This window comes from Pseudomonas sp. R3-57, assembly GCF_051132065.1.
Classification (GTDB): domain Bacteria; phylum Pseudomonadota; class Gammaproteobacteria; order Pseudomonadales; family Pseudomonadaceae; genus Aquipseudomonas.
On the sequence record NZ_CP071655.1, the window covers coordinates 1000394 to 1025000 of the forward strand.

A 24607-nucleotide genomic window follows, 5' to 3' on the forward strand; every position below is an offset into this window, starting at 1 on the left:
ATACTCTCGACGGTCTCAGTTCACAGCGGACGTCGCTTCGACATGACGCGGCAATGTCACCCGGATACGGGTGCCGCGCTGGCTGGTTACATCAGCCGGGCTGTCGATGGTGATTTGTCCATAATGCTCTTCAACGATGGAATAGACCAGTGCAAGGCCCAGACCGGTGCCTTCACCCGGATCCTTGGTGGTGAAAAAAGGTTCGAACAATCGGTCCATGATGTTCTTCGGAATACCGCTGCCTTCGTCTTCGACGATCAGATCGACCGTGTGTTCGCCGGCTTCGCTCTTGACCCGTACCGCACTGTGCGGCGGCGAGGCGTCGCGGGCGTTGGAGAGCAGGTTGATCAGGACCTGGGCGAGCCGCTGCGGATCGCCTTCGACCCAATGATCGGGATCGCACAGGTTATAGAACTGCACTTCGAAATTGCGTCGGTTCAGCGCCAGCAGGCCAATCGCATCCTGCGCCACTTCGGCCAGGCAAACCGGCTCGTCGCTGTGCTGATGGCTGCCAGCATGGGCGAAGCTCATCAGCGACTGAACGATGCGCGAGACGCGTTTGGTCTGTTCGAGAATCTGCCCGCTGATTTCCGTCAGTTCGCCGTCTTCTTCGCGTTCTTCGCGCAGGTTTTGCGCCAGACAGGCGATGCCGGTGATCGGGTTGCCGATTTCGTGGGCCACGCCCGCTGCCAACCGACCGATGCTGGCCAGACGTTCGGAGTGCACCAGTTTGTCTTCGAGCATCTGTGTTTCGGTCAGGTCTTCCACCAGCAACACCAGACCACTGTTACCCGGCGCCAGCGGTTCATCGATCGCCGCTTTGTGCAGGTTCAGCCAACGGGTCTGGCCATCGAGGGTCAGGTGCTGTTTGTGCAAATGCTCATCGGGCAGATCGATGAAGCCCTGCAACAGATCTTTCCACGGCTCGCCAATGGTACTCAAGCGCGAGCCGACGACACGCTGCGCGGCAATCCCGGTGAGTTCTTCCATGGCCTTGTTCCACATCAGGATCTCCTGATCCTTGGCCAGCGAGCAGACGCCCATCGGCAGTTCCTGCAAGGTCTGGCGGTGATAGCGGCGCAGCGCATCGAGTTCGGCGGCAAGCCCGGTGAGGCGCGAGTGGTAATCCTCAAGGCGACTTTCGATGAAGTGGATGTCTTCGGTGACGTAGTTTTCGCCGCCGGCCTTGTACGGCAGGAAGGTTTCGACCATGTCCTGCGCGACGCTCGGGCCCATCAGCCCGGACAGGTTGGCCTCGATGCGGTCGCGCAAACGGCGCAAGGCGTACGGGCGGCGCTCGTCGAATGGCAGATACAGATCACGCAGCGCTTGCTCGACTTCTTTCTGCGCAGCCTTGGCACCCAGCGGTTTCGCCAGTTGCGTAGCGAATTCCTGCGGCGAGGCGGCGTGCAGCTCGCGGCGTTGCGGACGACGCACGTTATCCACCGCACAGGCTTCGGCGGCGCTGGCCTCTTCAGGGCTGGCGTTGGTGAACAGTGAGATCAAGGTGAACATCAACACGTTGGCCGCCAGCGAGGCGATGGCCGCCATGTGCCAACTGGTGTCGTCGAGCACGTAGATCATGTTCAACAGAGGGATGTAGAAACCCTGCAGATTGCCGACCAGCGGCAACAGCATGGTCACCACCCACACCAGAATCCCCGCCAGCAGACCGGCGATAAACCCGCGACGATTGGCGGTCGGCCAGTACAGCACCGACAGTACTCCCGGCAAGAATTGCAGGGTCGCGACAAACGCGACGATGCCGAGGTTGGCCAGATCCTGCTCGGCGCCGAGCATCAGGTAGAAGCCGAAACCGGCCATGATGATCGCCACGATCAGCGCCCGGCGAGTCCACTTCAGCCAGCGGTAGATATTGCCTTCGGCCGGCGGCTGGTAGAGCGGCAGCACCAGATGGTTCAGCGCCATGCCTGACAGTGCCAGCGTGGTGACGATGATCAGCCCGCTGGCCGCCGACAGCCCGCCGACGTAAGCCAGCAACGCCAGCGGTTTGCTGTTGGCGGCGATACCGATGCCGAGGGTGAAGTATTCCGGGTTGGTGGTGGCGCCAAGTTTCAGCCCGGCCCAGAGGATCAGCGGCACCGCCAGGCTCATCAGCAGCAGAAACAGCGGCAGACCCCAACTGGCGCTGACCAGCGAGCGCGGGTTGAGGTTTTCGGTAAAGGTCATGTGGTACATGTGCGGCATCACAATCGCCGAAGCGAAGAACACCAGCAGCAGCGTGCGCCACGGCCCTTCCTGCAACGGCGTGTGCAGCGCGGCGAGGGCGGTCTGGTTTTGCAACAGCCACAGTTCAAGCTGTTGCGGGCCATCGAACACACCGTACAGCGCGTACAGGCCAACGCCGCCGAGGGCGACCAGTTTGATCACCGATTCGAAGGCAATCGCAAATACCAGCCCTTCGTGTTTCTCGCGAGTAGCGATGTGGCGCGAGCCGAAGAAAATCGTGAACAGAATGATCAGCGCGCAAAATGCCAGGGCGACGCGGCTCTGGATCGGCTCGCCGGTGAGGATGCCGATCGAATCGGCCACGGCCTGAATCTGCAGGGCCAGCAGCGGCAGCACGCCAATCAGCATGAAAATCGTCGTCAGCGCGCCGGCCCAGGTGCTGCGAAAACGAAACGCGAACAGGTCCGCCAGCGACGACAGTTGATAGGTGCGGGTGATTTTCAGGATCGGATAAAGCAGCACCGGCGCCAGCAGAAACGCACCGGACACGCCGAGGTAACTCGAAAGAAAGCCGTAGCCATATTGATAGGCGAGGCCGACCGTGCCGTAGAACGCCCAGGCACTGGCGTAGACGCCCAACGACAAAGTGTAGGTCAGCGGGTGGCGAATGATCGCGCGCGGGATCATGCCCCGTTCGCTGACCCATGCAACGCCAAACAGCGCCGCCAGGTACGCGGCGCTGACCAGGATCATCTGGGTCAGGCTAAAGCTCATCGGCATCTTTTTGGCTCTGCAGGATGAAGGTCACGACAATCAGGATCAGCCAGAGCAGATAGGGGCGATACCAGGCGCCCGTAGCGTCGATCCACCAATCCATGATGGCGGGGGAAAACAGGTAGATCCCCACGACTAAAAGCAGGACCAAGCGATAGATGTACATCCCGGCCTCTCTTTTTTATGCGCGTGCCCGAAAACGTGCGGCGATGGTAACGGATGGGCGCGTGACTGCAAGGGGTGTCATTGCAGTTGCGCCTCGGGCAGGGTCAGTGTGCGCGGGATCCGCGTGGCATCCCAGTGCGCGCTGCCCCATGCGAGCAGTTCCCGCGGCGAAGCGTGGGCGAGTTCGGTGCCGGGTTTTTGCCCTAATGCGCGCAGGGCTCGCAGCAGTAACGGTGTGGCCTGATCGGCCGCAAGCGGCGGTGAGCGGTAGGACTTGCCGAGCTTGTTGCCGTCCGGCTGGGTGATCAGCGGCAAATGCAGGTAGCGCGGCTGACGCAAGCCGAGCAATTCCTGCAGATACAACTGGCGCGGCGTCGAGTCGAGCAGATCGGCGCCGCGCACGATGTCGGTGATGCCTTGCCAGGCGTCATCGAGCACCACCGCCAGTTGATAGGCGTAGAGCCCGTCGCGACGACGAATCACGAAATCGCCGACATCCCGGCCCAGGTGCTGGCGGTATTCCCCCTGCACGCGGTCGATGAAGTGATATTCCAGTTCCGGCACGCGCAGGCGGATCGCCGCGTCCTGTTGATCATGACCGGCATTGCGACAAAAGCCCGGATAAATGCCGTTGTAAGGCTCGAGCTGTTTGCGCGAACAGGTGCAGGCGTACGCCAGACCATGATTGAACAGGCTGTTGAGCACTTCAGCGTAGGCGTCGTAGCGATCGCTCTGGCGCACCATCTCGCCGTCCCATTCGAAACCGTAACTCTCCAGCGCCTTGAGAATCGCCGCTTGCGCGCCGGGCTCCTCGCGCGGCGGATCGAGATCTTCCATGCGCACCAGCCAGCGCCCGCCGACCGAACGGGCGTCGAGGTAAGAGGCGAGCGCGGCGACCAGTGAACCGAAGTGCAAATGGCCACTGGGGGTCGGGGCGAAGCGGCCGATATAGGCCGGGGTTTTGGCAGTCATGAAAGCGAAGCTACTTTTCAGGGAGTACGCAGGTCAACTTGTAGGAGTGAGCCTGCTCGCGATGACGGTGGGTCATACAACATTGATGTTGCTGGTTACACCGCCATCGCGAGCAGGCTCACTCCTACACAGAAGTGAAGGCAAAAGGCAGAAACAAAAACGGAGCGTTCGCACGCTCCGTTTTTCGTTCAGGTCAAAATCACTTGCCGACCTGTTTTTCCTTGATTTCCGCCAGGGTCTTGCAGTCGATGCACAGATCCGCCGTCGGGCGGGCTTCGAGGCGCTTGACGCCGATCTCGATGCCGCAGGATTCGCACCAGCCGTATTCTTCGTCTTCGATCAGTTGCAGGGTCTTGTCGATTTTCTTGATCAACTTGCGCTCGCGGTCGCGGGCGCGCAGTTCGAGGGCGAACTCTTCTTCCTGGCTGGCACGGTCGGCCGGGTCAGGGAAGTTGGCCGCTTCGTCTTTCATGTGATCAACCGTACGGTCGACTTCCTGCATCAAGTCCAGTTTCCACTTGTTCAGGATCTTGGTGAAGTGCGCGCGCATCGGAGCGCCCATGTACTCTTCACCCGCCTTCGGAACGTAAGGTTCGAAGCCGCTGATCGTCGCTTGCTGCTGTTGCTTTGCTTGGGTGGACATGAAATAGACCGCCTCTACTCTTGTAATCCATTGCGCAGGATTGCTCCATCACCGACACCTGCCGGCCCTGCGGCTGCAAGCGGGCGAACTTACCAGATCAAATCAGCCTGCGCTACTCCCGGATGTCGAGCCCCCGGCGGGTGGCGCTTGCAGATGTTTGGCAAGCCGTGTCTGTGGGAAAGGAGACCTGTTCAATCACTGATTTTAGTCAATCCTGGAGCGTACGTTCAGATCGTTACAGTCCAGCGTTCTTGAGGCTGTGACCTTCACGGGTTCTCGCTCGTTCCGGCAGACAGGTAGAATCGTCTCTTTTTTCCCGTCGAAGGCATTTCAATGGCCCCCTACAGTGCGCGCAGTCGTGCGATCGAACCGTTCCATGTGATGGCGCTGCTGGCGCGGGCCAATGAATTGCAGGCCGCCGGGCATGACGTGATCCACCTGGAAATCGGCGAGCCGGACTTCACCACCGCCGAACCGATCATTCGCGCCGGGCAAGCGGCGCTGACGGCGGGCAAGACCCGCTACACCGCGGCGCGCGGGATTCCTGAGTTGCGTGAGGCAATCGCCGGGTTCTATCAGTCGCGGTATGGGCTGAACATCGATCCGCGACGGATTCTGATCACCCCGGGCGGCTCCGGTGCGCTGCTGCTGGCCAGTGCGTTGCTGGTCGATCCGGGCAAACACTGGCTGCTGGCTGACCCCGGCTACCCGTGTAACCGACACTTCCTGCGGCTGGTCGAAGGCGCGGCGCAACTGGTCCCGGTCGGGCCGGACGTGCGTTATCAACTGACCCCCGATCTGGTCGAGCGGCATTGGGATCGCGACAGCGTCGGCGCCTTGGTCGCGTCGCCGGCCAACCCGACCGGGACGATTCTGACTCGCGATGAACTGGCAGGGTTATCCACGGCCATCAAGGCGCATCACGGTCATCTGGTGGTGGACGAGATCTATCACGGCCTGACGTACGGCACCGATGCCGCCAGTGTTCTGCAAGTGGATGACGGTGCGTTTGTGCTCAACAGCTTTTCCAAGTATTTCGGCATGACCGGTTGGCGCCTCGGCTGGCTGGTCGCGCCGGACGCAGCGGTCAGTGAGCTGGAAAAACTTGCGCAAAACCTTTACATCAGCGCGCCGAGCATGGCGCAGCACGCGGCCCTGGCCTGTTTCGAGCCGGCGACGATCGCCATTTTCGAGGAGCGCCGCGCCGAATTCGGCCGTCGCCGCGATTACCTTTTGCCAGCGTTGCGTGAGCTGGGCTTCAACATCGCCGTCGAGCCTGAAGGCGCGTTTTATCTGTATGCCGATATCAGCCAGTTCGGCGGCGATGCCTTCGCGTTCTGCCAGCATTTCCTCGAAACCGAGCACGTTGCCTTCACGCCGGGTCTGGATTTTGGCCGTCACCAAGCCAGCCACCACGTGCGTTTTGCCTACACGCAAAACCTTGATCGCTTACAGGAAGCGGTGGAGCGTATTGCCCGTGGCCTGAAGAGCTGGCAACGCTGATGCGCTTTTATCCACAGCTTGAAGAAGCGCGCCTGATTCGCCGGTACAAACGTTTCCTCGCCGACATCGAAACCGTTAGCGGCGAGTTGCTGACCATTCACTGCCCGAACACCGGGTCGATGCTTAATTGTCAGGTCGAGGGCGGACAGGTCTGGTTCAGCCGCTCGAACGACCCGAAGCGCAAGCTGCCCGGCACCTGGGAGATCGGCGAAACCCCGCAGGGGCGCTTGTTCTGTGTGAATACCGCACGGGCGAACGGGCTGGTCGAAGAAGCCTTGCAGGCCGGGATCATCACCGAGTTGAACGGCTTTACCGCGTTGAAGCGCGAAGTCGCTTACGGGCAGGAAAAAAGCCGCATCGACTTTCGCCTCGAATACCCGAGCGGCCCGGCTTATGTCGAAGTGAAGAGCGTCACCCTGGGTTTCGACGGAACGGCGGTGGCAGCGTTTCCCGATGCCGTGACCCAGCGTGGTGCCAAGCACCTGCGCGAGCTGGCGCATCTGGCGCGCGACGGCATACGCGCGGTGCAGCTGTATTGCGTGAACCTGACCGGCATCGAAGCCGTGCGCCCGGCTGAGGAAATCGATTCGGGCTACGCCGAGGCGCTGCGCGCAGCAGTCGCCTGCGGCGTGGAGGTGCTGGCTTACGGCGTGCGCCTTGATCATGAGGAAATGGTTATCGACCGCCGACTCGAGGTTCGGCTCAACGGTTAAACATTTATCCACAGACCTTGTGCGTTTTCCTGGCATTCAATCGCCGTGAGCGATTGCCCGGCACACGGGCCGGCGACACATTCCCCGTCCTCGATCAAAAACAGTGCGCCATGGGTGGCGCACTGGATCAGGCTGTTGCTCGGGTCGAGAAACCGGTCAGGTTGCCATTCCAGCCCGACGCCACGGTGCGGGCAGCGATTGAGATAGACATACACCTGCCCGCCACGGCGCACGGCAAGCAGTTTGTTGCCGTCAATTTCGAAGCCGCGACTGCTGGCTTCGGCCAGCTCAGCGCCGGCGCAGAGAAACTTCATGGCTATCCTCAAGAGTCTGCTCGTGTCTGGATATGTCCGAGCTTGACGTTTAAATGCAAACAATTATCAAATGGCGGCCTTCTCCCGCAGGGAGTCTGACAGCTGTCGAGGATACTTGGCTCGCTGTGCGGATGCCCGGGAAACCTTGTTCAAGGAAGCTGTGTATGCGCTTGAGTATCCGCGTTGCTGCGCTGTGTGTCGGCTGGCTGTTCAGCCATCACGCTGTCGCGGCTGATTTGCCGCAACGCTGGGTCAGCGCCGGCGGTGCACTGTCGGAGTGGGTCAGTGCGCTGGGCGGCGAGGCGAAACTGGTCGGCGTCGATACCACCAGCCAGCATCCGCAATCGCTCAAAGCGCTGCCGAGCATCGGTTACCAGCGCAGCCTGTCCGCCGAGGGCATTCTCAGCCTGCGCCCGGACGTCCTGATCGGCACCGAAGAAATGGGCCCGCCGCCGGTGCTGGCTCAGGTCAAGGTAGCGAGGGTCCGCGTGGAGCTATTCTCGGCGCAAGCGGATCTGCCGACGCTGACGCAAAACCTCACTCACCTAGGCCAACTGCTGGGCGCCGAGGCGCAGGCGAAGCAACTGCTGCAAACTTATCAACAGCAACTCGATGCGCAACAGGCGCGGGTGGCTCAGGCGCAAACCGCGCAAAAAGCCCCGGGCGTGCTGCTGTTGCTCGGGCACGCCGGAGGCAAACCGCTGATAGCCGGCAAGGACACCGCCGCCGATTGGCTGCTGCAACAGGCAGGCGGACGTAACCTCGCGACTCACAGCGGTTACAAACCGTTTTCGGTGGAATCGCTGGCCGGCCTCGATCCCGAAGTGTTGGTATTCGCCGACCGTGCGCTGAGCGGCGAGGCGGCGAAAACCGCGCTGTTCAAGGAAAATCCGATTCTCAACTCGAGCCGAGCGGCCAAGGCCGGGCGGGTGATGGAGCTGGATCCGACGCTGCTGGTCGGCGGACTCGGGCCGCGCTTGCCGGCTGCGCTGAAAACCCTGTCTGACGGTTTTTATCCAGCCAAGGGCGGCCAATGACCACACTGGTCAAACCGCGCGGCCTGTTCATCGGCCTGACGCTGCTGTGTCTGCTGGCGACCTGGTTGTCGTTGGCGCTTGGACCGGTCAGCTTGCCGCTGTTCGACACGTTGCGCGCAGCGTTGCGTCTGTCAGGTGTGCCGCTGGCGCCGGACGGCCTGGAGCAGGCTGAACTGATCCTCGGCCAGATTCGTCTTCCGCGCACCTTGCTCGGTCTGGCGGTGGGCGGTGTGCTGGCGCTCTCCGGCGTGGCGATGCAGGGCCTGTTTCGCAATCCGCTGGCCGATCCGGGGCTGGTTGGTGTTTCCAGTGGCGCGGCGCTGGGGGCGGCGATTGCGATTGTCGGCGGCACGGTGTTTGGCGATGTGCCGGAAGGGTTTGCGCCTTATCTGTTGTCGGTGTGCGCGTTTCTCGGCGGACTCGGCGTAACGGCGCTGGTCTACCGACTCGGCCGGCGCAACGGGCAGACCCACGTCGCAACGATGTTACTGGCGGGCATCGCGCTGACGGCGCTGGCCGGCTCGGCCGTCGGCCTGTTCACCTATCTGGCGGATGACGCGACCCTGCGCACGCTGACCTTCTGGAATCTCGGCAGCCTCAATGGCGCCAGTTACGCGCGGCTGTGGCCCTTGTTGATCATCAGCGCCGGAGTCGCGTTATGGCTGCCGCGGCGGGCCAAGGCCTTGAATGCGTTGTTGCTCGGCGAGTCGGAGGCCGGGCATTTGGGGATCGACGTCGAGCGGCTCAAGCGTGAACTGGTGTTCTGCACCGCGCTGGGTGTCGGCGCGGCGGTGGCGGCGGCGGGCATGATCGGTTTCGTCGGGCTGGTGGTGCCGCATCTTGTGCGACTGCTCGCCGGGCCAGACCACCGCGTGCTGTTGCCGGCCTCGGTGCTGGCCGGTGGCAGCCTGTTGTTGCTCGCCGATCTGGTGGCGCGTCTGGCTCTGGCGCCGGCGGAATTGCCGATCGGTATCGTCACGGCGTTTATCGGCGCGCCGTTCTTTCTGTATCTGCTGCTGCGAGGGCGGGCCTGATGCTGCGTGCGCACAATCTGCAGATTCAACGCGGGCGCAAAACCGTGCTCGACGAAGTCACTTTGCAACTCGAAGCGGGCGAAGTGCTCGGCGTACTCGGCCCGAACGGTGCGGGCAAAAGCACTTTGCTCGGCGCGTTGTGCGGCGAGTTGGTCGCCAGCGCGGGCGAGGTGTCGCTTGACGGCAAGCCATTGCACGACTGGGCGCGAAGCCAGCGTGCGCAACGCTTGGCAGTCTTGCCGCAGGTTTCGACGCTGGACTTTGCCTTCCGTGTCGAAGAAGTGGTGGGCATGGGCCGCTTGCCGTATCAAAGCGGCCGCGTGCGTGACGAGGAAATCATCGCTGCAGCTTTGGCGGCCGCCGATGCCGGGCATCTGAGCGGGCGCAGTTATCTGGCGTTGTCCGGCGGCGAGCGCCAACGCGTGCATCTGGCGCGGGTGCTTGCGCAGCTATGGCCGGGGCAGGCCGGGCAAACGCTGTTGCTCGACGAGCCGACATCGATGCTCGATCCGCTGCACCAACACACCACCTTGCAGGCGGTGCGTGAATTCGCCGATCGCGGCGCGGCAGTGCTGGTGATCCTGCATGATCTGAACCTCGCCGCGCGTTACTGTGACCGCATCCTGCTGCTGGAAAATGGCCGACCAGTGGCCCTGGATACGCCGGAGCAGGTGCTGCGCCCGGATACACTGCAAGCGGTGTTCGGACTGGAAGTGCTGGTGCAGCCGCACCCGGAGCGCGGCCATCCGCTAATCATCGCCCGCTGACTGGATCGTCGAGGTGTGTACATGCGAGGACTGTGGTTGTTGATGCTGATGTTGCTTGCAGGGTGTCAGCATGCTGTTGCGCCAGCACCGGTCGGTGGCGAGATTCGCGACCTGCACAGCGGTGAAATGCTGACCCCAGAGCAACTGGTGACGCGTCTTGCGCAATCCGAGCGACTGATCATTGGCGAGCAGCATGACAGTGCCGATCACCACGCTGCGCAGTTATGGCTGCTGCAAGCGCTCGGCGAGCAGCGCCAGCAAGGCAGTCTGCTGCTGGAAATGTTCACAGCGGATCAACAGTCGAAAGTGCCTGCCGCGCGCCAGATGCCGGCATCCGCCGATGTTGCCAAGGCACTGGACTGGCAGGACGGCTGGGACTGGGCGCTTTATGGGCCGATCGTGCGCTTCGGGCTTTCGCAACCGTATCCGCTGCTGGCGGCCAATCTCGACAACGACGAAATCCGCGCGGTTTATCGTGAGCCTCCGCCACTGAGCGGTGCGCGCAGCAATGCGGCATCAGTGAGGGACAAACTGCTGCGACAGATCAGCGATTCCCACTGCGGCTTGCTGCCCGAATCGCAAATGCCGGCGATGCTGGCGGTTCAGCAGCAACGCGATCGGCGCATGGCTGAACGTCTGCTCGCAGCGCCTGCGCCCTCGATGCTGCTGGCCGGGGCGTGGCATGCGCGCAAGGATGCCGGCGTGCCGCTGCATGTTGTCGATTTGGGCGTGGCCAAGGCGCCCACGGTGTTGATTCTGGCGGAGGAGGGCGACGCGGTGACGGCTGCGATGGCCGATTATGTCTGGTACGCGCCCGCCACGACCAAGCCGGACTACTGCGAACAGATGCGTCAACAGTTCAGCAAATGACTTTTTCGCAGGCAAAAAAAGACCCGGTAAAGAACCGGGTCAAATAACCGTGATTAGCCTGATGAGGAGATAATCTGAGAGTCCGAACCAAGGGCTTTTCAGAATATCGACTGATCTCGCGACCAGTTGTGATAATCATAGCGATTCTCATTACCGCGTCAACCATTGATTTACCGTTTTTACCATTTAGTCAGGGAAATGGCTGGAATGCCGCGTAAGTAAAGGGCTTCAGCGCTGGCCTTCAGTGACCTTTGTGGGTGCGATCTGCCGGTTCAATTGGCCGATGCGCCGCGCCATGCTCTCGATCAGGCTGTGCGCAATCTTCGGGTTGGTGCGGGTCATGCTCAAAAACTGATCACCGGGAATCATCATCACTGTGCTCGGTACGCGCGCGATCACTGTGGCGTTGCGCGGCTCGCCAGTGAAGATCGCCATGGCCCCAAAGATCTCGTCCTTGGGCACGTCGCCGACCTTGTGTCCGTCGACAAACGCTTCGGCATGCCCGTCGATGATCACAAACACATGATCGGCAACGTCACCCTGCCTGATCAGGGTGGTACCGGCCTCGACCCGTTTGAAACCGTTGCTGCTGCGAAACTCGCGCGGTTTCAGTTGCGCCACGGCGTGGGCGAGAATCGCCAGGTGGCCCTGCAGGTATTCGACGAACTGTTGCGCCCGACCTGCGTCAGCGAACAGATGCCGGAACACCTCCTCGCGGCGGTAAGGCTGCAAACGCAGCGGCGCATCGCAGCACCAACGACAATCAGCCCAGGCATCACCTTGCTGCAGACCAATCAAATCGCCTTCCTGCCAGTAAAACAGCGGTCGCGCACCGATGCAGCCGTTGATTACGCCGTCGCTCAGCAGAAACACCTGTTCGGTGGGCAGCAGGGGCAGCAAGTCATCCGTCGCATCGACCTGCAAAACCGGCCCGCTAGGTGCGAGATCTCGCAACCACTGCGCGGGGAGGCTTTGCAAGCGGTTGATCAATGCATCGGTATACGCCGATTGTTCGCCGAGTAAATACATGACGGTCGCAGCCCGTTCAGTTCTTGTGGCGCGCGGAAATGGCTTCGAGCTGCTTGTTCAGGGCGTCCTTGCGCTCGGCGGGGATGTCGTTCCAGTGCACATCCATCAGCGCGCCTTCGATCGCATACAACAACACCTTCGATGCACGAAACCCGCGGGTACGCACGGCCCGGTAGGCGTCCACTGCGCCGAGCCGACGCAAGTCCGAGGCGCTGTGGATGCCCACGGCATGCAGCCATTGCGCCGACGTCTTGCCAAGATTTTTCAGGTGTTGCAGTTCATCATTCATCAAGCCTCCTTGCGACGGCCGAATGGTGCGTGGGCGAGCTTCTCAGGAGTGTAGCCATCAGTAGGAAAAGCGTGGTTGTTTGGTCGGATTCGACGCAAATGCTTCTAAGAAAGGCGATGAACGCTCTGCGAATGCAGAAAGGAGGGGGAACACAAATCAATGTAGGAGTGAGCCTGCTCGCGATAGCGGACAGGCAGGCAATCTATTTGTTGAATGTTAAACCGCTATCGCGAGCAGGCTCACTCCTACAGGGGATGGCGCGGTGTCAGCAAGCAGATGGGGCTATCAGCGTGTGCGATAGCGCAGCCGCGTGCCGAAATTCATCGACATCAGAATCTCGTCGGCACTCAGCTCCGGTGGGAAATACGCGCCGGAAATCTGTGCGTGGGCCAGGCTTGCGCCTTCCAGCTGTGCGTTACGGAAGTCGATACCACGCAAATCGGCGGAACGGAAATACGCGTCGCGGAAATCCACGCCATCGGCATTCAACTCGCGCAGATCGAGACCGCGGAAATCGCCGCCGACCATGTCGATCGGACCGTCCAGCGGACGCTCTTTGTTGAAACCAGTGATGTCGTCTTTGTGCAGCAAGGCATACAGCGGGGTATCGAGAAGTTTTGGCTGGCTCATGTCAGATCACCTGTTGGTTTTATGGCGCCAGTATAGTGCCACTATTTGGCGGCCGTGAAGCGAGCGAGGGCTTCACGGCCGAAATAGTTTCTTACAGGCCTGGCAGGCGCTGACGAATCTGCGCGACCACGGTGTCGAGCGTGCCGGATTCATTGGTCTGCACGCGTTTGCTGCGCAGAATCTCTTCCGGCGTCAGCGCTTCGCGGTTGGCCTGTTGCGCTTCGATCACCGCCAGGGTGGCGTCGGAGGGGTCCTTCTGATCGGCCTGACGCACCGCCAGCCAGCTCTCGATCACCGCTTGCGGCGCGTTGCAATCGAGGATCAGGAACGGCGTGCCGGTGGCCTCAGCGATTTTCGCCGCGTTGTCGCGTTGTTCGCGCTTGAGGTAGGTGGCGTCGATCACCACCGGGAAACCGGCATGCAGGATCACTTCGGCGATTTCGTGCAGGCGCGCGTAGGTCGCGGCGCTGGCATCGGCGCTGTAAATCCCGGCCTGTACGTCATTGGTGACGCTCTGCTCACCAAACAGGCGCTTGCGCTCGACATCCGAACGCAGACGGATCGCACCCAGAGCCTCGACCAGGCGCATGGCAACGTGGCTTTTGCCGACCGCGGACACACCATGGGTGATCGCCATGAATCGCGACGGAATGGTGCTGTAGCTTTCCGCCAGGTTGGCGTAGTTGCGGTACTGGCGCAGGGTGGTGGCGCGCTGCACGGCGGTTGCGTCCGCCGGCATGCTGAACAGCGCAACCTTGGCGCGGACCAGCGCACGGTAGGCTTTATAGAAGTTCAGCACTTCCAGGCCCTGGTAATCGCCGGTGAATTCCAGATACTGGCTGATGAACCGTCGCGCCAGGGATTTCAGACCGCGGTCTTCCAGGTCCATTGCGAGGAAACCGGTGTCGGCCCAGACGTCAGTGAAACGGAAGGGCTCGTTGAACTCGATGCAGTCGAAGATCACCACGTTGCCATCGATGACCGTGGCGTTGCCCAAGTGGATGTCACCATGGCATTCACGGGTAAAACCCGCGGCCTTGCGCTCGGCGAACAGTGGCTTCAGACGCTCGAAGCTGCTTTCGGCCCAGGCTTTCAGCGCCTCGAGTTGCAGCAGGTCGTTTTTGTCGCTGAGAAACGGCAGGATCTGCTCGAAGTTCTGTGCGACTGGCGCCATCACACTGTCCGGGGTGCCGGCGTCGTGCTCGGCCGGTACCTTTGGCGCACTGAGGTGGAAGCGAGCAATCTGCGCGGCCATTGCATCGATGTGCTGGGTGGTCAGCTCGCCGTTGGCTTGCAGGGTGCTGAGCAGGCCGGTTTGCGGGAACTGACGCATTTTCAGCACGTATTCGATCGGTGCACCGTCGCCACCCAGCTGTGGCGCTTCAACGCTGCCAGTGACTGGCAACACTTCCAGATACAAATCTTCAGTCAGGCGCTGGTTGAGACGCAGCTCTTCGGCGCAGAAATGCGCGCGGGATTCGAGGCTGGTGAAGTCGAGGAAGCCGAAATTCACCGGCTTCTTCACTTTATAGGCAAAGGGACCGGTGAGGATCACCCACGAAATGTGGGTTTCGATGACCTGGAACCCTTCGACGGGGTGCGGGTAGAGGGCCGGGTTTTGCAGGGCAGCGATCAGGGACTGGCTCACGGGCGATCCTTCAGAGACGGGAAATTCGAGGCCGCCATTATGGCCGCTTGCCCGCCGGACGCAAACCTCTGAGGGTGCCTGTTGAGGATCGATAAAGTGCGTATAATCCGCCGCCATGACTCGATCCCGATCCCCCCGTACCAAGAAAAAACCACCGTCCAAGGGCCTGAGCCCGTGGCTGAGCTGGACCATTAAACTCAGTCTGGTCGGCCTTGTCGTGCTGGCCGGCTTCGCCGTTTACCTCGATGCCGTGGTGCAGGAGAAGTTCTCCGGCAAGCGCTGGACCATCCCGGCCAAGGTATACGCGCGCCCGCTCGAGCTGTTCGTCGGACAGAAGCTCAGCAAGGACGATTTCCTTACCGAACTCGATGCCCTCGGTTATCGCCGCGAAGCCGTGAGCAACGGCCCCGGCGCTGCTGCCGTCAGCGGCAACACGGTCGACTTGAATACCCGTGGCTTCCAGTTCTACGAAGGCCTGGAAAAACCGCAACCGGTGCGCGTGCGTTTCTCCGGCGATTACGTCGCCGAGCTGTCGGCGACCAACGGCTCCAAACTGTCGGTGGTGCGTCTGGAACCGCTGCTGATTGGCGGCATTTATCCCAAGAATCTCGAAGACCGCATTCTGATCAAACTCGATCAGGTGCCGCCGTATCTGCTCGAAACCCTGGTCGCTGTCGAAGACCGCGATTTCTATAGCCACTGGGGCGTGTCGCCGAAATCGATCGCCCGTGCGGTCTGGGTCAACACCTCTGGCGGCAAGATGACCCAGGGCGGCAGTACCCTGACCCAGCAGTTGGTGAAGAATTTCTATCTGACCAGCGAACGCAGCCTGACCCGCAAGCTCACCGAAGCGATGATGGCGATGTTGCTGGAGCTGCATTACGACAAGAAGGAAATCCTTGAGGCCTACCTCAACGAAGTCTTCGTCGGGCAGGACGGCCAACGTGCGGTGCATGGTTTCGGTCTGGCCAGTCAGTTCTTCTTCGGCCAGCCATTGTCCGAGCTGAAGCTGCATCAAGTGGCGTTGCTGGTCGGCATGGTCAAAGGCCCGTCCTACTACAACCCGCGGCGCAACCCGGAGCGTGCGCTGGAACGCCGTAACCTGGTGCTCGACGTGCTTGCGCAACAGGGCGTAGCCACGCCGGAACAAGTCGAAGCGGCGAAGAAAATGCCGCTGGGCGTGACCACTCGCGGCAAGCTGGCCGACAGCTCGTACCCAGGCTTCATCGATCTGGTCAAACGTCAGTTGCGTGAGGATTACCGCGACGAAGACTTGACCGAAGAAGGCCTGCGCATCTTCACCAGCTTCGACCCGATCCTGCAAATGAAGGCCGAAGCCTCGGTCAACGACACCTTCAAACGCCTGTCCGGGCGCAAAGGCTCCGATGACGTTGAAGCGGCGATGGTCGTGACCAACCCGGAAACCGGCGAAGTCCAGGCGATGATCGGCAGCCGTCAGGCCAGTTACGCCGGTTTCAACCGTGCGCTGGATGCGGTGCGGCCGATTGGCTCGTTGATCAAACCCGCTGTTTATCTGACCGCGCTGGAAAAACCGAGTCAGTACACCCTGACCAGTTGGCTGTCGGATGAACCACTGTCGGTCAAAGGCGCGAACGGCCAGGTGTGGAAGCCACAGAACTACGATCGTCGCTCCCACGGCACGGTTTTCCTCTACCAGGGGCTGGCACATTCCTACAACCTGTCGACCTCGCGTCTGGGCCTGGAAGTCGGTGTACCGAACGTGCTCAAAACCCTCGGTCGCCTCGGTGTAACCCGCGAGTTTCCGGCGTTCCCGTCGATGCTTCTGGGTGCCGGCGGCATGACCCCGATCGAAGTGGCGACCATGTACCAGACGCTGGCCAACGGTGGTTTTAACACGCCGATGCGCGGGATTCGCAGCGTACTGACAGCCGAAGGCGAGCCGCTCAAGCGTTATCCGTTCCAGATTCAACAGCGTTTCGACCCGGCCTCCATCTATCTGATCCAGAACGCCATGCAGCGCGTGATGCGCGAAGGTACTGGCAGTTCGGTTTATAACGTGCTGCCCAAGACCCTGACGCTGGCCGGCAAGACCGGTACCAGTAACGATTCGCGCGACAGCTGGTTCGCCGGTTTCAGTCAAGACCTGCTGGCGGTGGTCTGGCTGGGCCGCGACGACAACGGCAAGACGCCGTTCACCGGGGCGACCGGTGCGTTGCAGGTCTGGACCAGTTTCATGCGCAAGGCCGATCCGCTGCCGCTGGACATGCCGCAGCCGGACAACGTCGTCCAGGCCTGGGTCGATTCGCGCACCGGGCAGGGCTCCGATGCCAACTGCCCCGGCGCGGTGCAGATGCCGTATATTCGCGGCAGCGAACCGCCACCCGGCGCCGCGTGCGCAAGCGAAACGCCTGCCTCGCCGGAGTCGGTGATGGATTGGGTCAAGGGCTGGATGAATTAAGCAAAGAGGGTTTCAAGTGAACAAGTGGTTGATTCCAGCGGTGACCGCCGTGGCTTTGCTCAGCGGCTGCTCTACCGTACAGCGTGGTTCGATTCCCGTCGTCGACTCCGGCACAGCGGTGTCCAACAGCGAGCGCATCGGTGCCAACGGCGGTTTTCGTCAGACGACGGTCAAGCGCCCGGTGCAGGGCCAGACTCAGGCCATTCCGCAGGGCGATACCGGCGTGGTGGTGATGGTGCCGGGCGGCGGCGCGGCCGTGTCGACACCGATCAGCTCTTCGCCGATCGTTCCGGGCCCGGCCTCCGGCGGCATCACGTCGGGGTCTTACAACCCGTCGGCGGTCGAATCGGCGCCGGCCAACTCCGGCAGCTACAGCATGCCGTCGACGCCGAGTGGCATTCCGTCGGCGAGCAGCGGCGGTGGCCTGTCGGCCGATGAACAACTGGACGGCCCGGTGCTGGCCTTGCTGACCACGGCACAACAGCAGCAGGCCGGTGGCGACCTCAACGGTGCATCGTCGAGTCTGGAGCGCGCCCAGCGCGTTGCGCCGCGTGAGCCGCAAGTGCTTTATCGCCTCGCGCAGGTGCGCATGGCTCAGGGCGATGCGCCGCAAGCCGAGCAATTTGCCCGCCGTGCGTTGACCCTGGCCAACGGCCGTCCGGACCTGCAAGCCAGCCTGTGGGAATTGATCGCTCAGGCCCGTGAGAAACAAGGTGATTCCGCTGGCGCCACGTTGGCCCGGCAGAAGGCCAAGGTCTCGCTGTGATGGATGCCCGTTTCCCGCAGATCGCCGATCAGTTGCTGCTGATCGAGCGTGAGCTGCGCGCCCAGGGCTGGTGGGATGAGGTTAAGCCTTCGGCCGAAGCCCTGAGCAGTGTCGAGCCGTTTTCCGTCGATACGCTGGACTTTGAGCAGTGGCTTCAGTGGATCTTCTTGCCGCGCATGAAGATGATTCTGGAGCAGGATCTGCCGTTGCCGAATGCCTCGGGGATTCAGGAAATGGCCGAGATGGTCTTCGCCCAGCGCAACCTTGGGGGCAAGGATCGCCAGTTGCAGGTGCTGCTCAAAGAGTTCGACCTGCTGATCACCGCCTCACGCTGACCCGCAGAACTGCCAGTGATCACTGGCAGTTCTGCTCAATCTGCTTCTGCGCTTCGGCGATGCGCTCCTGACGCTGCGCATCGTCAAGCCGCTTCAACTGTCCTTCGACCTCTTCTCGTAAACGCGGATTGTTTTGCAGCTGCGCAAGGTTGGTCCGTGCCTGCTCACAAAACGCGTGGAGCTGCGCCTGTTGCTCGGCTACCTGCTTTTTGACCTTGTCGTTGATCGCTTTCTGATCGCCGAGTACCCCGCTGCCCGGCATGGCCGAAGGTTTTGCCGGTGGCGAGGAGGGCGTTTGCACGGTGGTCGATGGCTGGCCCGCAGGCGGCTGCGCATCGAAGTGGGTCACACCCTGGGCATCGACCCATTTGTAGATTTGAGCGGCCGAGCACCACGGGCTGAGGCCGATCAGCAGAGTCAGGAGGAGCGTTCGCATGCTGATTCCTTGGCAAAATTGCGCAATTGACGCTAACAGAGTAGCGCTTTTCAGGTTTTTTCTTGCGTTCTCATGTGCTTACCCACAATTAACCACACAGACGACTTGACTTGCAGAGGGCGAAACAGAAGAATCCAAAGTCCGCTGTAGAGGGACTGCCAGAAGCAGACCCACTCGGTAGATCATGAGGCGCACATCCGCGCCGACCTGTTACACCCGCAACGCGTTACCTCGCGCTGGGTGGGAAAGGCCCGCAACACTTGGGACGATCCCAATACTTGCTCAGTCAGTGCTGACGTAGTCGGCGACCACCGTCGCTCATGCTCTGCCGAGAAGTAAACCTATTAAGACCCGCCCCTTTTTTGTGGCCGGTATTCTGGCGTTTTAGAGGTGAACAACGTGGAGCTTTTATCTGGCGGTGAGATGCTCGTCCGCTTTTTGCGTGACGAAGGCGTCAAATATATCTACGGGTACCCGGGTGGTGCTCTCCTGCATGTTTACGATGCCCTGTTCAAAGAACCGGAAGTGACTCACATCCTGGTTCGTCACGAGCAAGCGGCGACCCATATGGCTGACGGCTACGCCCGTGCCACCGGTAAAGCCGGCGTGGTACTGGTGACTTCCGGTCCAGGCGCCACAAACGCCATCACCGGTATCGCCACCGCCTATATGGACTCGATTCCAATGGTGATCATTTCCGGTCAGGTGCCCAGCACCATGGTCGGCACCGACGCGTTCCAGGAAACCGACATGATCGGTATCTCCCGGCCAATCGTGAAGCACAGCTTCATGATCAAGCACGCTTCGGAAATCCCGGAAGTCATGAAGAAAGCGTTCTACCTGGCGCAATCCGGTCGTCCGGGCCCGGTCGTGGTCGATATCCCGAAAGACATGACCAACCCGGCCGAGAAGTTCGAATACATCTTCCCGAAAAAAGCCAAGCTGCGTTCCTACAGCCCGGCCGTTCGCGGTCACTCCGGGCAAATCCGCAAGGCAGCCGAAATGCTCCTGGCGGCCAAGCGTCCGGTGCTGTACTCCGGCGGCGGGGTGATTCTCGGCAATGGTTCCGCACCGCTGACCGAGCTGGCAAAAATGCTTAACCTGCCGGTAACCAACACGCTGATGGGCCTGGGCGGCTTCCCCGGCACCGATCGCCAGTTCATCGGCATGCTCGGCATGCACGGCAGCTACACCGCTAACCTGGCGATGCACCACGCTGACGTGATCCTCGCCGTCGGTGCACGTTTCGACGATCGCGTGATCAACGGCCCGGCGAAATTCTGCCCGAACGCCAAGATCATTCACATCGACATCGACCCGGCATCGATCTCCAAGACCATCAAGGCTGATGTGCCAATCGTTGGCCCGGTCGAGAGCGTCCTGACCGAGATGGTCGCGATCCTCAAGGAAATCGGCGAGACCCCGAACAAGGAGTCCGTGGCCAGTTGGTGGAAACAGGTCGATGAATGGCGCGGCGATCGCGGCCTGTTCCCTTACGAGAAGGGTGATGGCAGCAAGATCAAGCCGCAGACCGTGATCGAAACCCTGTGCGAAGTGACCAAGGGCGATGCCTTTGTGACCTCCGACGTCGGTCAGCACCAGATGTTCGCGGCGCAGTACTACACGTTCAACAAGCCGAACCGCTGGATCAACTCCGGCGGCCTGGGCACGATGGGCTTCGGCCTGCCGGCGGCGATGGGCATCAAACTGAGCTTCCCGGACGACGACGTTGCCTGCGTCACCGGCGAAGGCAGTATCCAGATGAACATCCAGGAACTGTCGACCTGCCTGCAGTACGGCTTGCCGGTGAAAATCGTCATCCTCAACAACGGTGTGCTGGGCATGGTTCGCCAGTGGCAGGACATGAGCTACGGCAGCCGTCACTCGCACTCCTACATGGAATCGCTGCCGGACTTCATCAAACTGGCTGAAGCCTACGGCCACGTTGGCGTACGCATCACCGAATCGAAAGATTTGAAGTCGAAGATGGCAGAAGCGTTCGCCATGAAGGATCGCCTGGTGATCATCGACGTTGCGGTCGACACCAGCGAGCACGTCTATCCGATGCAGATCAAAGACGGCTCGATGCGCGATATGTGGTTGAGCAAGACGGAGCGTACTTAATCATGCGGCACATTATTTCCTTGCTTCTGGAAAACGAACCTGGCGCTCTGTCTCGCGTAGTCGGCCTGTTTTCGCAGCGCAACTACAACATCGAAAGCCTGACCGTGGCCCCGACCGAAGACCCGACCTTGTCGCGTCTGACGTTGACCACCGTGGGCCACGATGAAGTCATCGAGCAGATCACCAAAAACCTGAACAAGCTGATCGAAGTGGTCAAGCTGGTGGACCTGTCGGAAAGTGCTCACATCGAGCGCGAGCTGATGCTGGTCAAGGTCAAGGCCACTGGCGCCCAGCGCGCCGAGATCAAACGCACCACCGATATTTACCGTGGACAGATCGTCGATGTCAGCGCCAGCGTGTATACCGTTCAATTGACCGGTACCAGCGACAAGCTCGACAGCTTCATTCAGTCCATCGGCACCGCATCGATTCTGGAAACCGTCCGCAGCGGCGTGACCGGTATCGCCCGCGGCGACAAAGTACTCAGCATCTAAACCAAATTAGCGCATGGCCTGAATGGCCGGATATAAGGGGAAATTCATGAAAGTTTTCTACGATAAAGACTGCGACCTGTCGATCATCCAGGGCAAGAAAGTTGCCATCATCGGTTACGGTTCCCAGGGCCACGCCCAGGCGTGCAACCTGAAAGACTCCGGTGTCGACGTTACCGTTGGTCTGCGTAAAGGTTCGGCTACCGTTGCCAAAGCTGAAGCCCACGGCCTGAAAGTGACCGACGTGGCTTCCGCTGTCGCAGCGGCCGACCTGGTCATGATCCTGACCCCGGACGAGTTCCAGTCCTCGCTGTACAAGAACGAAATCGAGCCAAACATCAAGAAAGGCGCCACTCTGGCCTTCTCCCACGGCTTCGCGATTCATTACAACCAGGTTGTGCCACGCGCTGACCTCGACGTGATCATGATCGCGCCGAAGGCTCCGGGCCACACCGTACGTTCCGAGTTCGTCAAGGGCGGCGGTATCCCTGACCTGATCGCGATCTACCAGGACGCCTCGGGCAATGCCAAAAACGTTGCACTGTCCTACGCTGCCGGCGTTGGCGGCGGTCGTACCGGCATCATCGAAACCACCTTCAAGGACGAGACTGAAACCGACCTGTTCGGCGAACAAGCCGTTCTGTGCGGCGGTACCGTTGAGCTGGTCAAAGCCGGTTTCGAAACCCTGGTTGAAGCTGGCTACGCGCCGGAAATGGCCTATTTCGAGTGCCTGCACGAACTGAAACTGATCGTTGACCTCATGTACGAAGGCGGTATCGCCAACATGAACTACTCGATCTCCAACAACGCTGAATACGGCGAGTACGTGACCGGTCCGGAAGTGATCAACGCCGAATCCCGTCAGGCCATGCGCAACGCCCTGAAACGTATTCAGGACGGCGAATACGCCAAAATGTTCATCAGCGAAGGCGCAACCGGCTACCCTTCGATGACCGCCAAGCGTCGTAACAACGCCGCTCACGGTATCGAAATCATCGGCGAGCAACTGCGCTCCATGATGCCGTGGATCGGTGCCAACAAGATCGTCGACAAAGCCAAAAACTAAGTCGTCGTTGCTTGTACGAAAAACGCGGCCTCGGCCGCGTTTTTTCGTTTGAGGCGGTGGTTCTGGTATAAAGCTGCATCGTTTGTGGCCGAACTGTCGTCCTCAAGCCTCTGTCGAATTTTCTCCAAACCGTTGCAAGGTAATGTCCATGAGCGAACGTCCCGAAGAGCCGAACAAGGCTTCTGACGCCGAAAGCCTGCTGCCCGTCGATGAACACATCGAAGAAGGGCACGACGCGGAAGGTCGTAAAGTCCGGCATCGTGGTATCTATCTGCTGCCGAACCTGTTCACCACTGCGAACCTGTTCGCAGGCTTTTATTCCATCATCAATTCGATGAGTGCCCAGGCTGCGTTGAGCGCCGGTGATTCGGCGAACGCGAGCAAGTATTTTGCTTTTGCCGCGATTGCGATTTTCGTCGCCATGGTGCTCGACGGCCTCGACGGTCGTGTTGCGCGCATGACCAATACGCAAAGTGCCTTCGGCGCCGAGTACGACTCGCTGTCGGACATGGTTGCGTTCGGTGTCGCCCCGGCATTGCTGGCGTTCGGCTGGGCGCTGGGTGATATGGGCAAGGTCGGCTGGATGGTCGCCTTCATCTATGTGGCGGGTGCGGCATTGCGTCTGGCGCGCTTCAACACTCAGGTCGGAACGGCTGACAAGCGCTATTTCATCGGTTTGGCGAGTCCGGCGGCTGCGGGCGTTGTGGCCGGTATCGTCTGGGCATTCAGTGATTACGGCATCCAGGGTTCGAAGATGTCGTTCCTGGTCGCGCTGATGGTCGCGGCGGCCGGCATGCTGATGGTCAGCAACATCAAGTACAACAGCTTCAAGGAGCTGGACTTGAAAGGACGTGTGCCGTTCGTAGCGATCCTGGCGGTGGTATTGGTGTTTGCCGTTGTGTTCAGCGATCCGCCGCGAATCCTGCTGCTGGTGTTCCTCGCCTATGCCGCTTCCGGGCCGGTGCAGTACCTGTTGCGTCTTCGTCGTCACAAAAACGCCGAGTGATGTAATTTCCCGCATACTCCGCAGTCAATGGGTGCATCAGTCCTCCAAAGCTGCGGAGTTGCCATGTTGATCAAAGTCCCTAAAGCATCCGACTGCCATGAGTCGGATGTCACCCCTGAATCCATTTATCTCTCTCGTCGCCAATTGCTCGGTGCCACAGCGGCCGGTATTGCGATGAGCAGCCTGCCACGTTGGGCCAGCGCCGATGATGCCGCACGGTACGCCGATGTCGAGCTAGGCAAAGCGCCTGCCTGGTTTACCGAAAAGCTTCCCTCCACCCAATGGGGCGCGGTCACCGTCAAGGATGAGGCGATCACGCCTTACAAAGACGCTACCCACTACAACAACTTCTATGAGTTCGGTACCGACAAGGGCGACCCGGCAGCGAACGCTGGTTCACTGAAAACTGAACCGTGGAGCGTTATGGTGGACGGGGAGGTGGGCAAGCCGGGACGATACGCGCTGGAAGATTTCATGAAGCCGTATCAACTCGAGGAGCGCATCTATCGTCTGCGCTGCGTCGAGGCGTGGTCGATGGTCATTCCGTGGATCGGCTTTCCGATCTCGGCATTGCTCAAGCAGGTCGAACCGACCTCCAAAGCCAAGTACATCCGCTTCGAAACCCTGCAGGATCCGAAGAGCATGCCGGGGCAGCGCTCGGGTTTCGCTCTGATCGACTGGCCTTATGTAGAAGGCTTGCGCCTGGATGAGGCGATGAACCCTTTGGCGATTCTTGCAGTGGGCATGTATGGCCGCGAGTTGCCGAACCAGAATGGAGCGCCATTGCGGCTGGTGGTGCCATGGAAATATGGCTTCAAGAGCGTGAAGTCCATCGTGCGCATCAGTCTGGTCAGCGAGCAGCCAAAGACCACCTGGCAAAGCATCGCCGCGGATGAGTACGGCTTCTATGCCAACGTGAACCCGACCGTTGATCACCCGCGCTGGACGCAAGCGCGTGAACGGCGTCTGCCGAACAGTCTGTTCAAGCCGAACGTGCGTGATACGCAGATGTTCAACGGCTACGCGGATGAAGTTGCTTCTTTATATACAGGGCTCGATCTGCGGAAGAATTACTGATGCGATTCCCGTACTGGCGTATAGGGGTGTTCATTTCAGCAGCCATCTGGCCGTTGCTGTGGTTGTATCAAGCTCTGGAAGATTCGCTGGGGCCTGATCCCGGCAAAATCCTCGTTGATCGTTTGGGGCTGGGGACGTTGATCCTGCTGCTGATCACCCTGAGCATGACGCCTCTGCAGAAACTGACTGGGTGGGCGGGGTGGATTGCGGTCCGCCGGCAGTTGGGGCTTTGGTGTTTTGCCTATGTGGTTCTGCATCTGGGCAGCTATCTGGCGTTTATCCTCGGTT

At 60.7% G+C, this 24607-nt stretch carries 25 protein-coding genes (1 of these 25 only partly in view); 15 read left to right on the forward strand and 10 right to left on the reverse strand.

The window, feature by feature from the left end; all coding sequences use genetic code 11:
- Positions 1–15: 15 nt before the first annotated feature.
- The 4 genes from J3P93_RS04660 to dksA all read right to left on the reverse strand — a co-directional run bounded on the left by J3P93_RS04660 (position 16) and on the right by dksA (position 4744).
- Positions 16–2970 (reverse strand): sensor histidine kinase, encoded by a 2955-nt coding sequence (locus J3P93_RS04660; RefSeq protein ID WP_434595491.1) that lies wholly within the window; start codon positions 2968–2970, stop codon positions 16–18.
- A complete protein-coding gene (locus J3P93_RS04665; RefSeq protein ID WP_003176118.1) occupies positions 2954–3130 on the reverse strand; it encodes a hypothetical protein in 177 nt (58 codons plus the stop codon). The genes J3P93_RS04660 and J3P93_RS04665 overlap by 17 nt, the downstream gene beginning before the upstream one ends.
- Before the next feature lie 77 nt (positions 3131–3207).
- On the reverse strand, positions 3208–4101 hold the full coding sequence (gene gluQRS, locus J3P93_RS04670) for a tRNA glutamyl-Q(34) synthetase GluQRS (protein ID WP_434595493.1): 894 nt from the start codon (positions 4099–4101) through the stop codon (positions 3208–3210).
- 199 nt (positions 4102–4300) lie between these two features.
- Complete coding sequence (gene dksA / locus J3P93_RS04675; protein ID WP_101157646.1) at positions 4301–4744, reverse strand: RNA polymerase-binding protein DksA; 444 nt, start codon at positions 4742–4744, stop codon at positions 4301–4303.
- Between the two features lie 333 nt (positions 4745–5077).
- Between dksA and J3P93_RS04680 the strand changes: the two genes are divergently transcribed.
- Both J3P93_RS04680 and sfsA read left to right on the forward strand, forming a co-directional pair.
- Positions 5078–6247, forward strand: coding sequence for a pyridoxal phosphate-dependent aminotransferase (locus J3P93_RS04680; RefSeq protein WP_434595496.1), 1170 nt, complete (start codon positions 5078–5080; stop codon positions 6245–6247).
- Complete coding sequence (gene sfsA / locus J3P93_RS04685; protein WP_434595498.1) at positions 6247–6960, forward strand: DNA/RNA nuclease SfsA; 714 nt, start codon at positions 6247–6249, stop codon at positions 6958–6960. The genes J3P93_RS04680 and sfsA overlap by 1 nt, the downstream gene beginning before the upstream one ends.
- On the opposite strand, the gene J3P93_RS04690 is transcribed toward sfsA, so the two are convergent.
- Positions 6957–7274 carry a Rieske (2Fe-2S) protein gene (locus J3P93_RS04690; protein ID WP_434595500.1) on the reverse strand — a complete coding sequence of 106 codons (318 nt, stop codon included), beginning with the start codon at positions 7272–7274 and terminating at the stop codon, positions 6957–6959. The genes sfsA and J3P93_RS04690 overlap by 4 nt on opposite strands.
- 164 nt (positions 7275–7438) lie before the next feature.
- On the opposite strand from J3P93_RS04690, the gene J3P93_RS04695 reads away from it, so the two are divergent.
- Genes J3P93_RS04695 through J3P93_RS04710 form a run of 4 tightly spaced genes read left to right on the forward strand, consistent with a single transcriptional unit; the run spans position 7439 to position 10982 of the window.
- Complete coding sequence (locus J3P93_RS04695; protein WP_434595502.1) at positions 7439–8311, forward strand: heme/hemin ABC transporter substrate-binding protein; 873 nt, start codon at positions 7439–7441, stop codon at positions 8309–8311.
- A gap of 50 nt (positions 8312–8361) precedes the next feature.
- Positions 8362–9345, forward strand: a complete 984-nt coding sequence (locus tag J3P93_RS04700; protein ID WP_434598287.1) for a FecCD family ABC transporter permease — start codon at positions 8362–8364, stop codon at positions 9343–9345.
- Positions 9345–10112: a heme ABC transporter ATP-binding protein gene (locus J3P93_RS04705; RefSeq protein WP_434595504.1), complete on the forward strand. Its 768-nt coding sequence runs from the start codon at positions 9345–9347 to the stop codon at positions 10110–10112. Before J3P93_RS04700 ends, J3P93_RS04705 begins: the two co-directional genes overlap by 1 nt.
- A gap of 21 nt (positions 10113–10133) precedes the next feature.
- A complete protein-coding gene (locus tag J3P93_RS04710) occupies positions 10134–10982 on the forward strand; it encodes a ChaN family lipoprotein (RefSeq protein WP_434595506.1) in 849 nt (282 codons plus the stop codon).
- 228 nt (positions 10983–11210) lie between these two features.
- Here J3P93_RS04710 and J3P93_RS04715 read toward each other — a convergent pair whose 3' ends face one another.
- The 4 genes from J3P93_RS04715 to J3P93_RS04730 form a co-directional block, all read right to left on the reverse strand.
- Positions 11211–12011, reverse strand: coding sequence for a Crp/Fnr family transcriptional regulator (locus tag J3P93_RS04715; protein ID WP_434595508.1), 801 nt, complete (start codon positions 12009–12011; stop codon positions 11211–11213).
- A 16-nt stretch (positions 12012–12027) separates the two neighbouring features.
- Positions 12028–12300 (reverse strand): TfoX/Sxy family protein, encoded by a 273-nt coding sequence (locus J3P93_RS04720; RefSeq protein ID WP_016773175.1) that lies wholly within the window; start codon positions 12298–12300, stop codon positions 12028–12030.
- A gap of 285 nt (positions 12301–12585) precedes the next feature.
- Positions 12586–12930: a pentapeptide repeat-containing protein gene (locus J3P93_RS04725; RefSeq protein ID WP_093098293.1), complete on the reverse strand. Its 345-nt coding sequence runs from the start codon at positions 12928–12930 to the stop codon at positions 12586–12588.
- Positions 12931–13021: 91 nt separating this feature from the next.
- Positions 13022–14578 (reverse strand): AAA family ATPase, encoded by a 1557-nt coding sequence (locus J3P93_RS04730; RefSeq protein ID WP_434595511.1) that lies wholly within the window; start codon positions 14576–14578, stop codon positions 13022–13024.
- 115 nt (positions 14579–14693) lie between these two features.
- Between J3P93_RS04730 and mrcB the strand changes: the two genes are divergently transcribed.
- From mrcB to J3P93_RS04745, 3 genes are read left to right on the forward strand one after another with little or no spacing between them, the layout of a single operon-like run.
- A complete protein-coding gene (gene mrcB, locus J3P93_RS04735; RefSeq protein WP_434595513.1) occupies positions 14694–17018 on the forward strand; it encodes a penicillin-binding protein 1B in 2325 nt (774 codons plus the stop codon).
- Positions 17019–17034: 16 nt separating this feature from the next.
- The gene (locus tag J3P93_RS04740; protein ID WP_434595515.1) at positions 17035–17784 is read left to right on the forward strand and encodes a tetratricopeptide repeat protein; all 750 of its coding nucleotides are present in this window, start codon (positions 17035–17037) and stop codon (positions 17782–17784) included.
- A complete protein-coding gene (locus tag J3P93_RS04745) occupies positions 17784–18119 on the forward strand; it encodes a YqcC family protein (protein WP_434595517.1) in 336 nt (111 codons plus the stop codon). Before J3P93_RS04740 ends, J3P93_RS04745 begins: the two co-directional genes overlap by 1 nt.
- A gap of 19 nt (positions 18120–18138) precedes the next feature.
- On the opposite strand, the gene J3P93_RS04750 is transcribed toward J3P93_RS04745, so the two are convergent.
- Positions 18139–18555, reverse strand: a complete 417-nt coding sequence (locus J3P93_RS04750; RefSeq protein WP_093098308.1) for a DUF4124 domain-containing protein — start codon at positions 18553–18555, stop codon at positions 18139–18141.
- A gap of 399 nt (positions 18556–18954) precedes the next feature.
- Here J3P93_RS04750 and J3P93_RS04755 point away from each other — a divergent pair, with 399 nt between their 5' ends.
- The 6 genes from J3P93_RS04755 to msrQ form a co-directional block, all read left to right on the forward strand.
- Positions 18955–20679 carry an acetolactate synthase 3 large subunit gene (locus J3P93_RS04755; RefSeq protein ID WP_203419503.1) on the forward strand — a complete coding sequence of 575 codons (1725 nt, stop codon included), beginning with the start codon at positions 18955–18957 and terminating at the stop codon, positions 20677–20679.
- 2 nt (positions 20680–20681) lie between these two features.
- Positions 20682–21173: an acetolactate synthase small subunit gene (ilvN, locus tag J3P93_RS04760; protein ID WP_003176102.1), complete on the forward strand. Its 492-nt coding sequence runs from the start codon at positions 20682–20684 to the stop codon at positions 21171–21173.
- A 46-nt stretch (positions 21174–21219) separates the two neighbouring features.
- Positions 21220–22236, forward strand: a complete 1017-nt coding sequence (gene ilvC, locus J3P93_RS04765; RefSeq protein WP_003228216.1) for a ketol-acid reductoisomerase — start codon at positions 21220–21222, stop codon at positions 22234–22236.
- A gap of 148 nt (positions 22237–22384) precedes the next feature.
- A complete protein-coding gene (gene pssA / locus J3P93_RS04770) occupies positions 22385–23242 on the forward strand; it encodes a CDP-diacylglycerol--serine O-phosphatidyltransferase (protein WP_090286305.1) in 858 nt (285 codons plus the stop codon).
- Positions 23243–23305: 63 nt separating this feature from the next.
- A complete protein-coding gene (gene msrP, locus J3P93_RS04775; protein ID WP_434595520.1) occupies positions 23306–24319 on the forward strand; it encodes a protein-methionine-sulfoxide reductase catalytic subunit MsrP in 1014 nt (337 codons plus the stop codon).
- On the forward strand, positions 24319–24607 hold the start of the coding sequence (msrQ, locus tag J3P93_RS04780; protein WP_434595522.1) for a protein-methionine-sulfoxide reductase heme-binding subunit MsrQ. It continues 335 nt past the right edge of the window; 289 of the gene's 624 nt are visible here — the first part of the coding sequence; it begins with the start codon at positions 24319–24321; the stop codon falls past the right edge of the window. Before msrP ends, msrQ begins: the two co-directional genes overlap by 1 nt.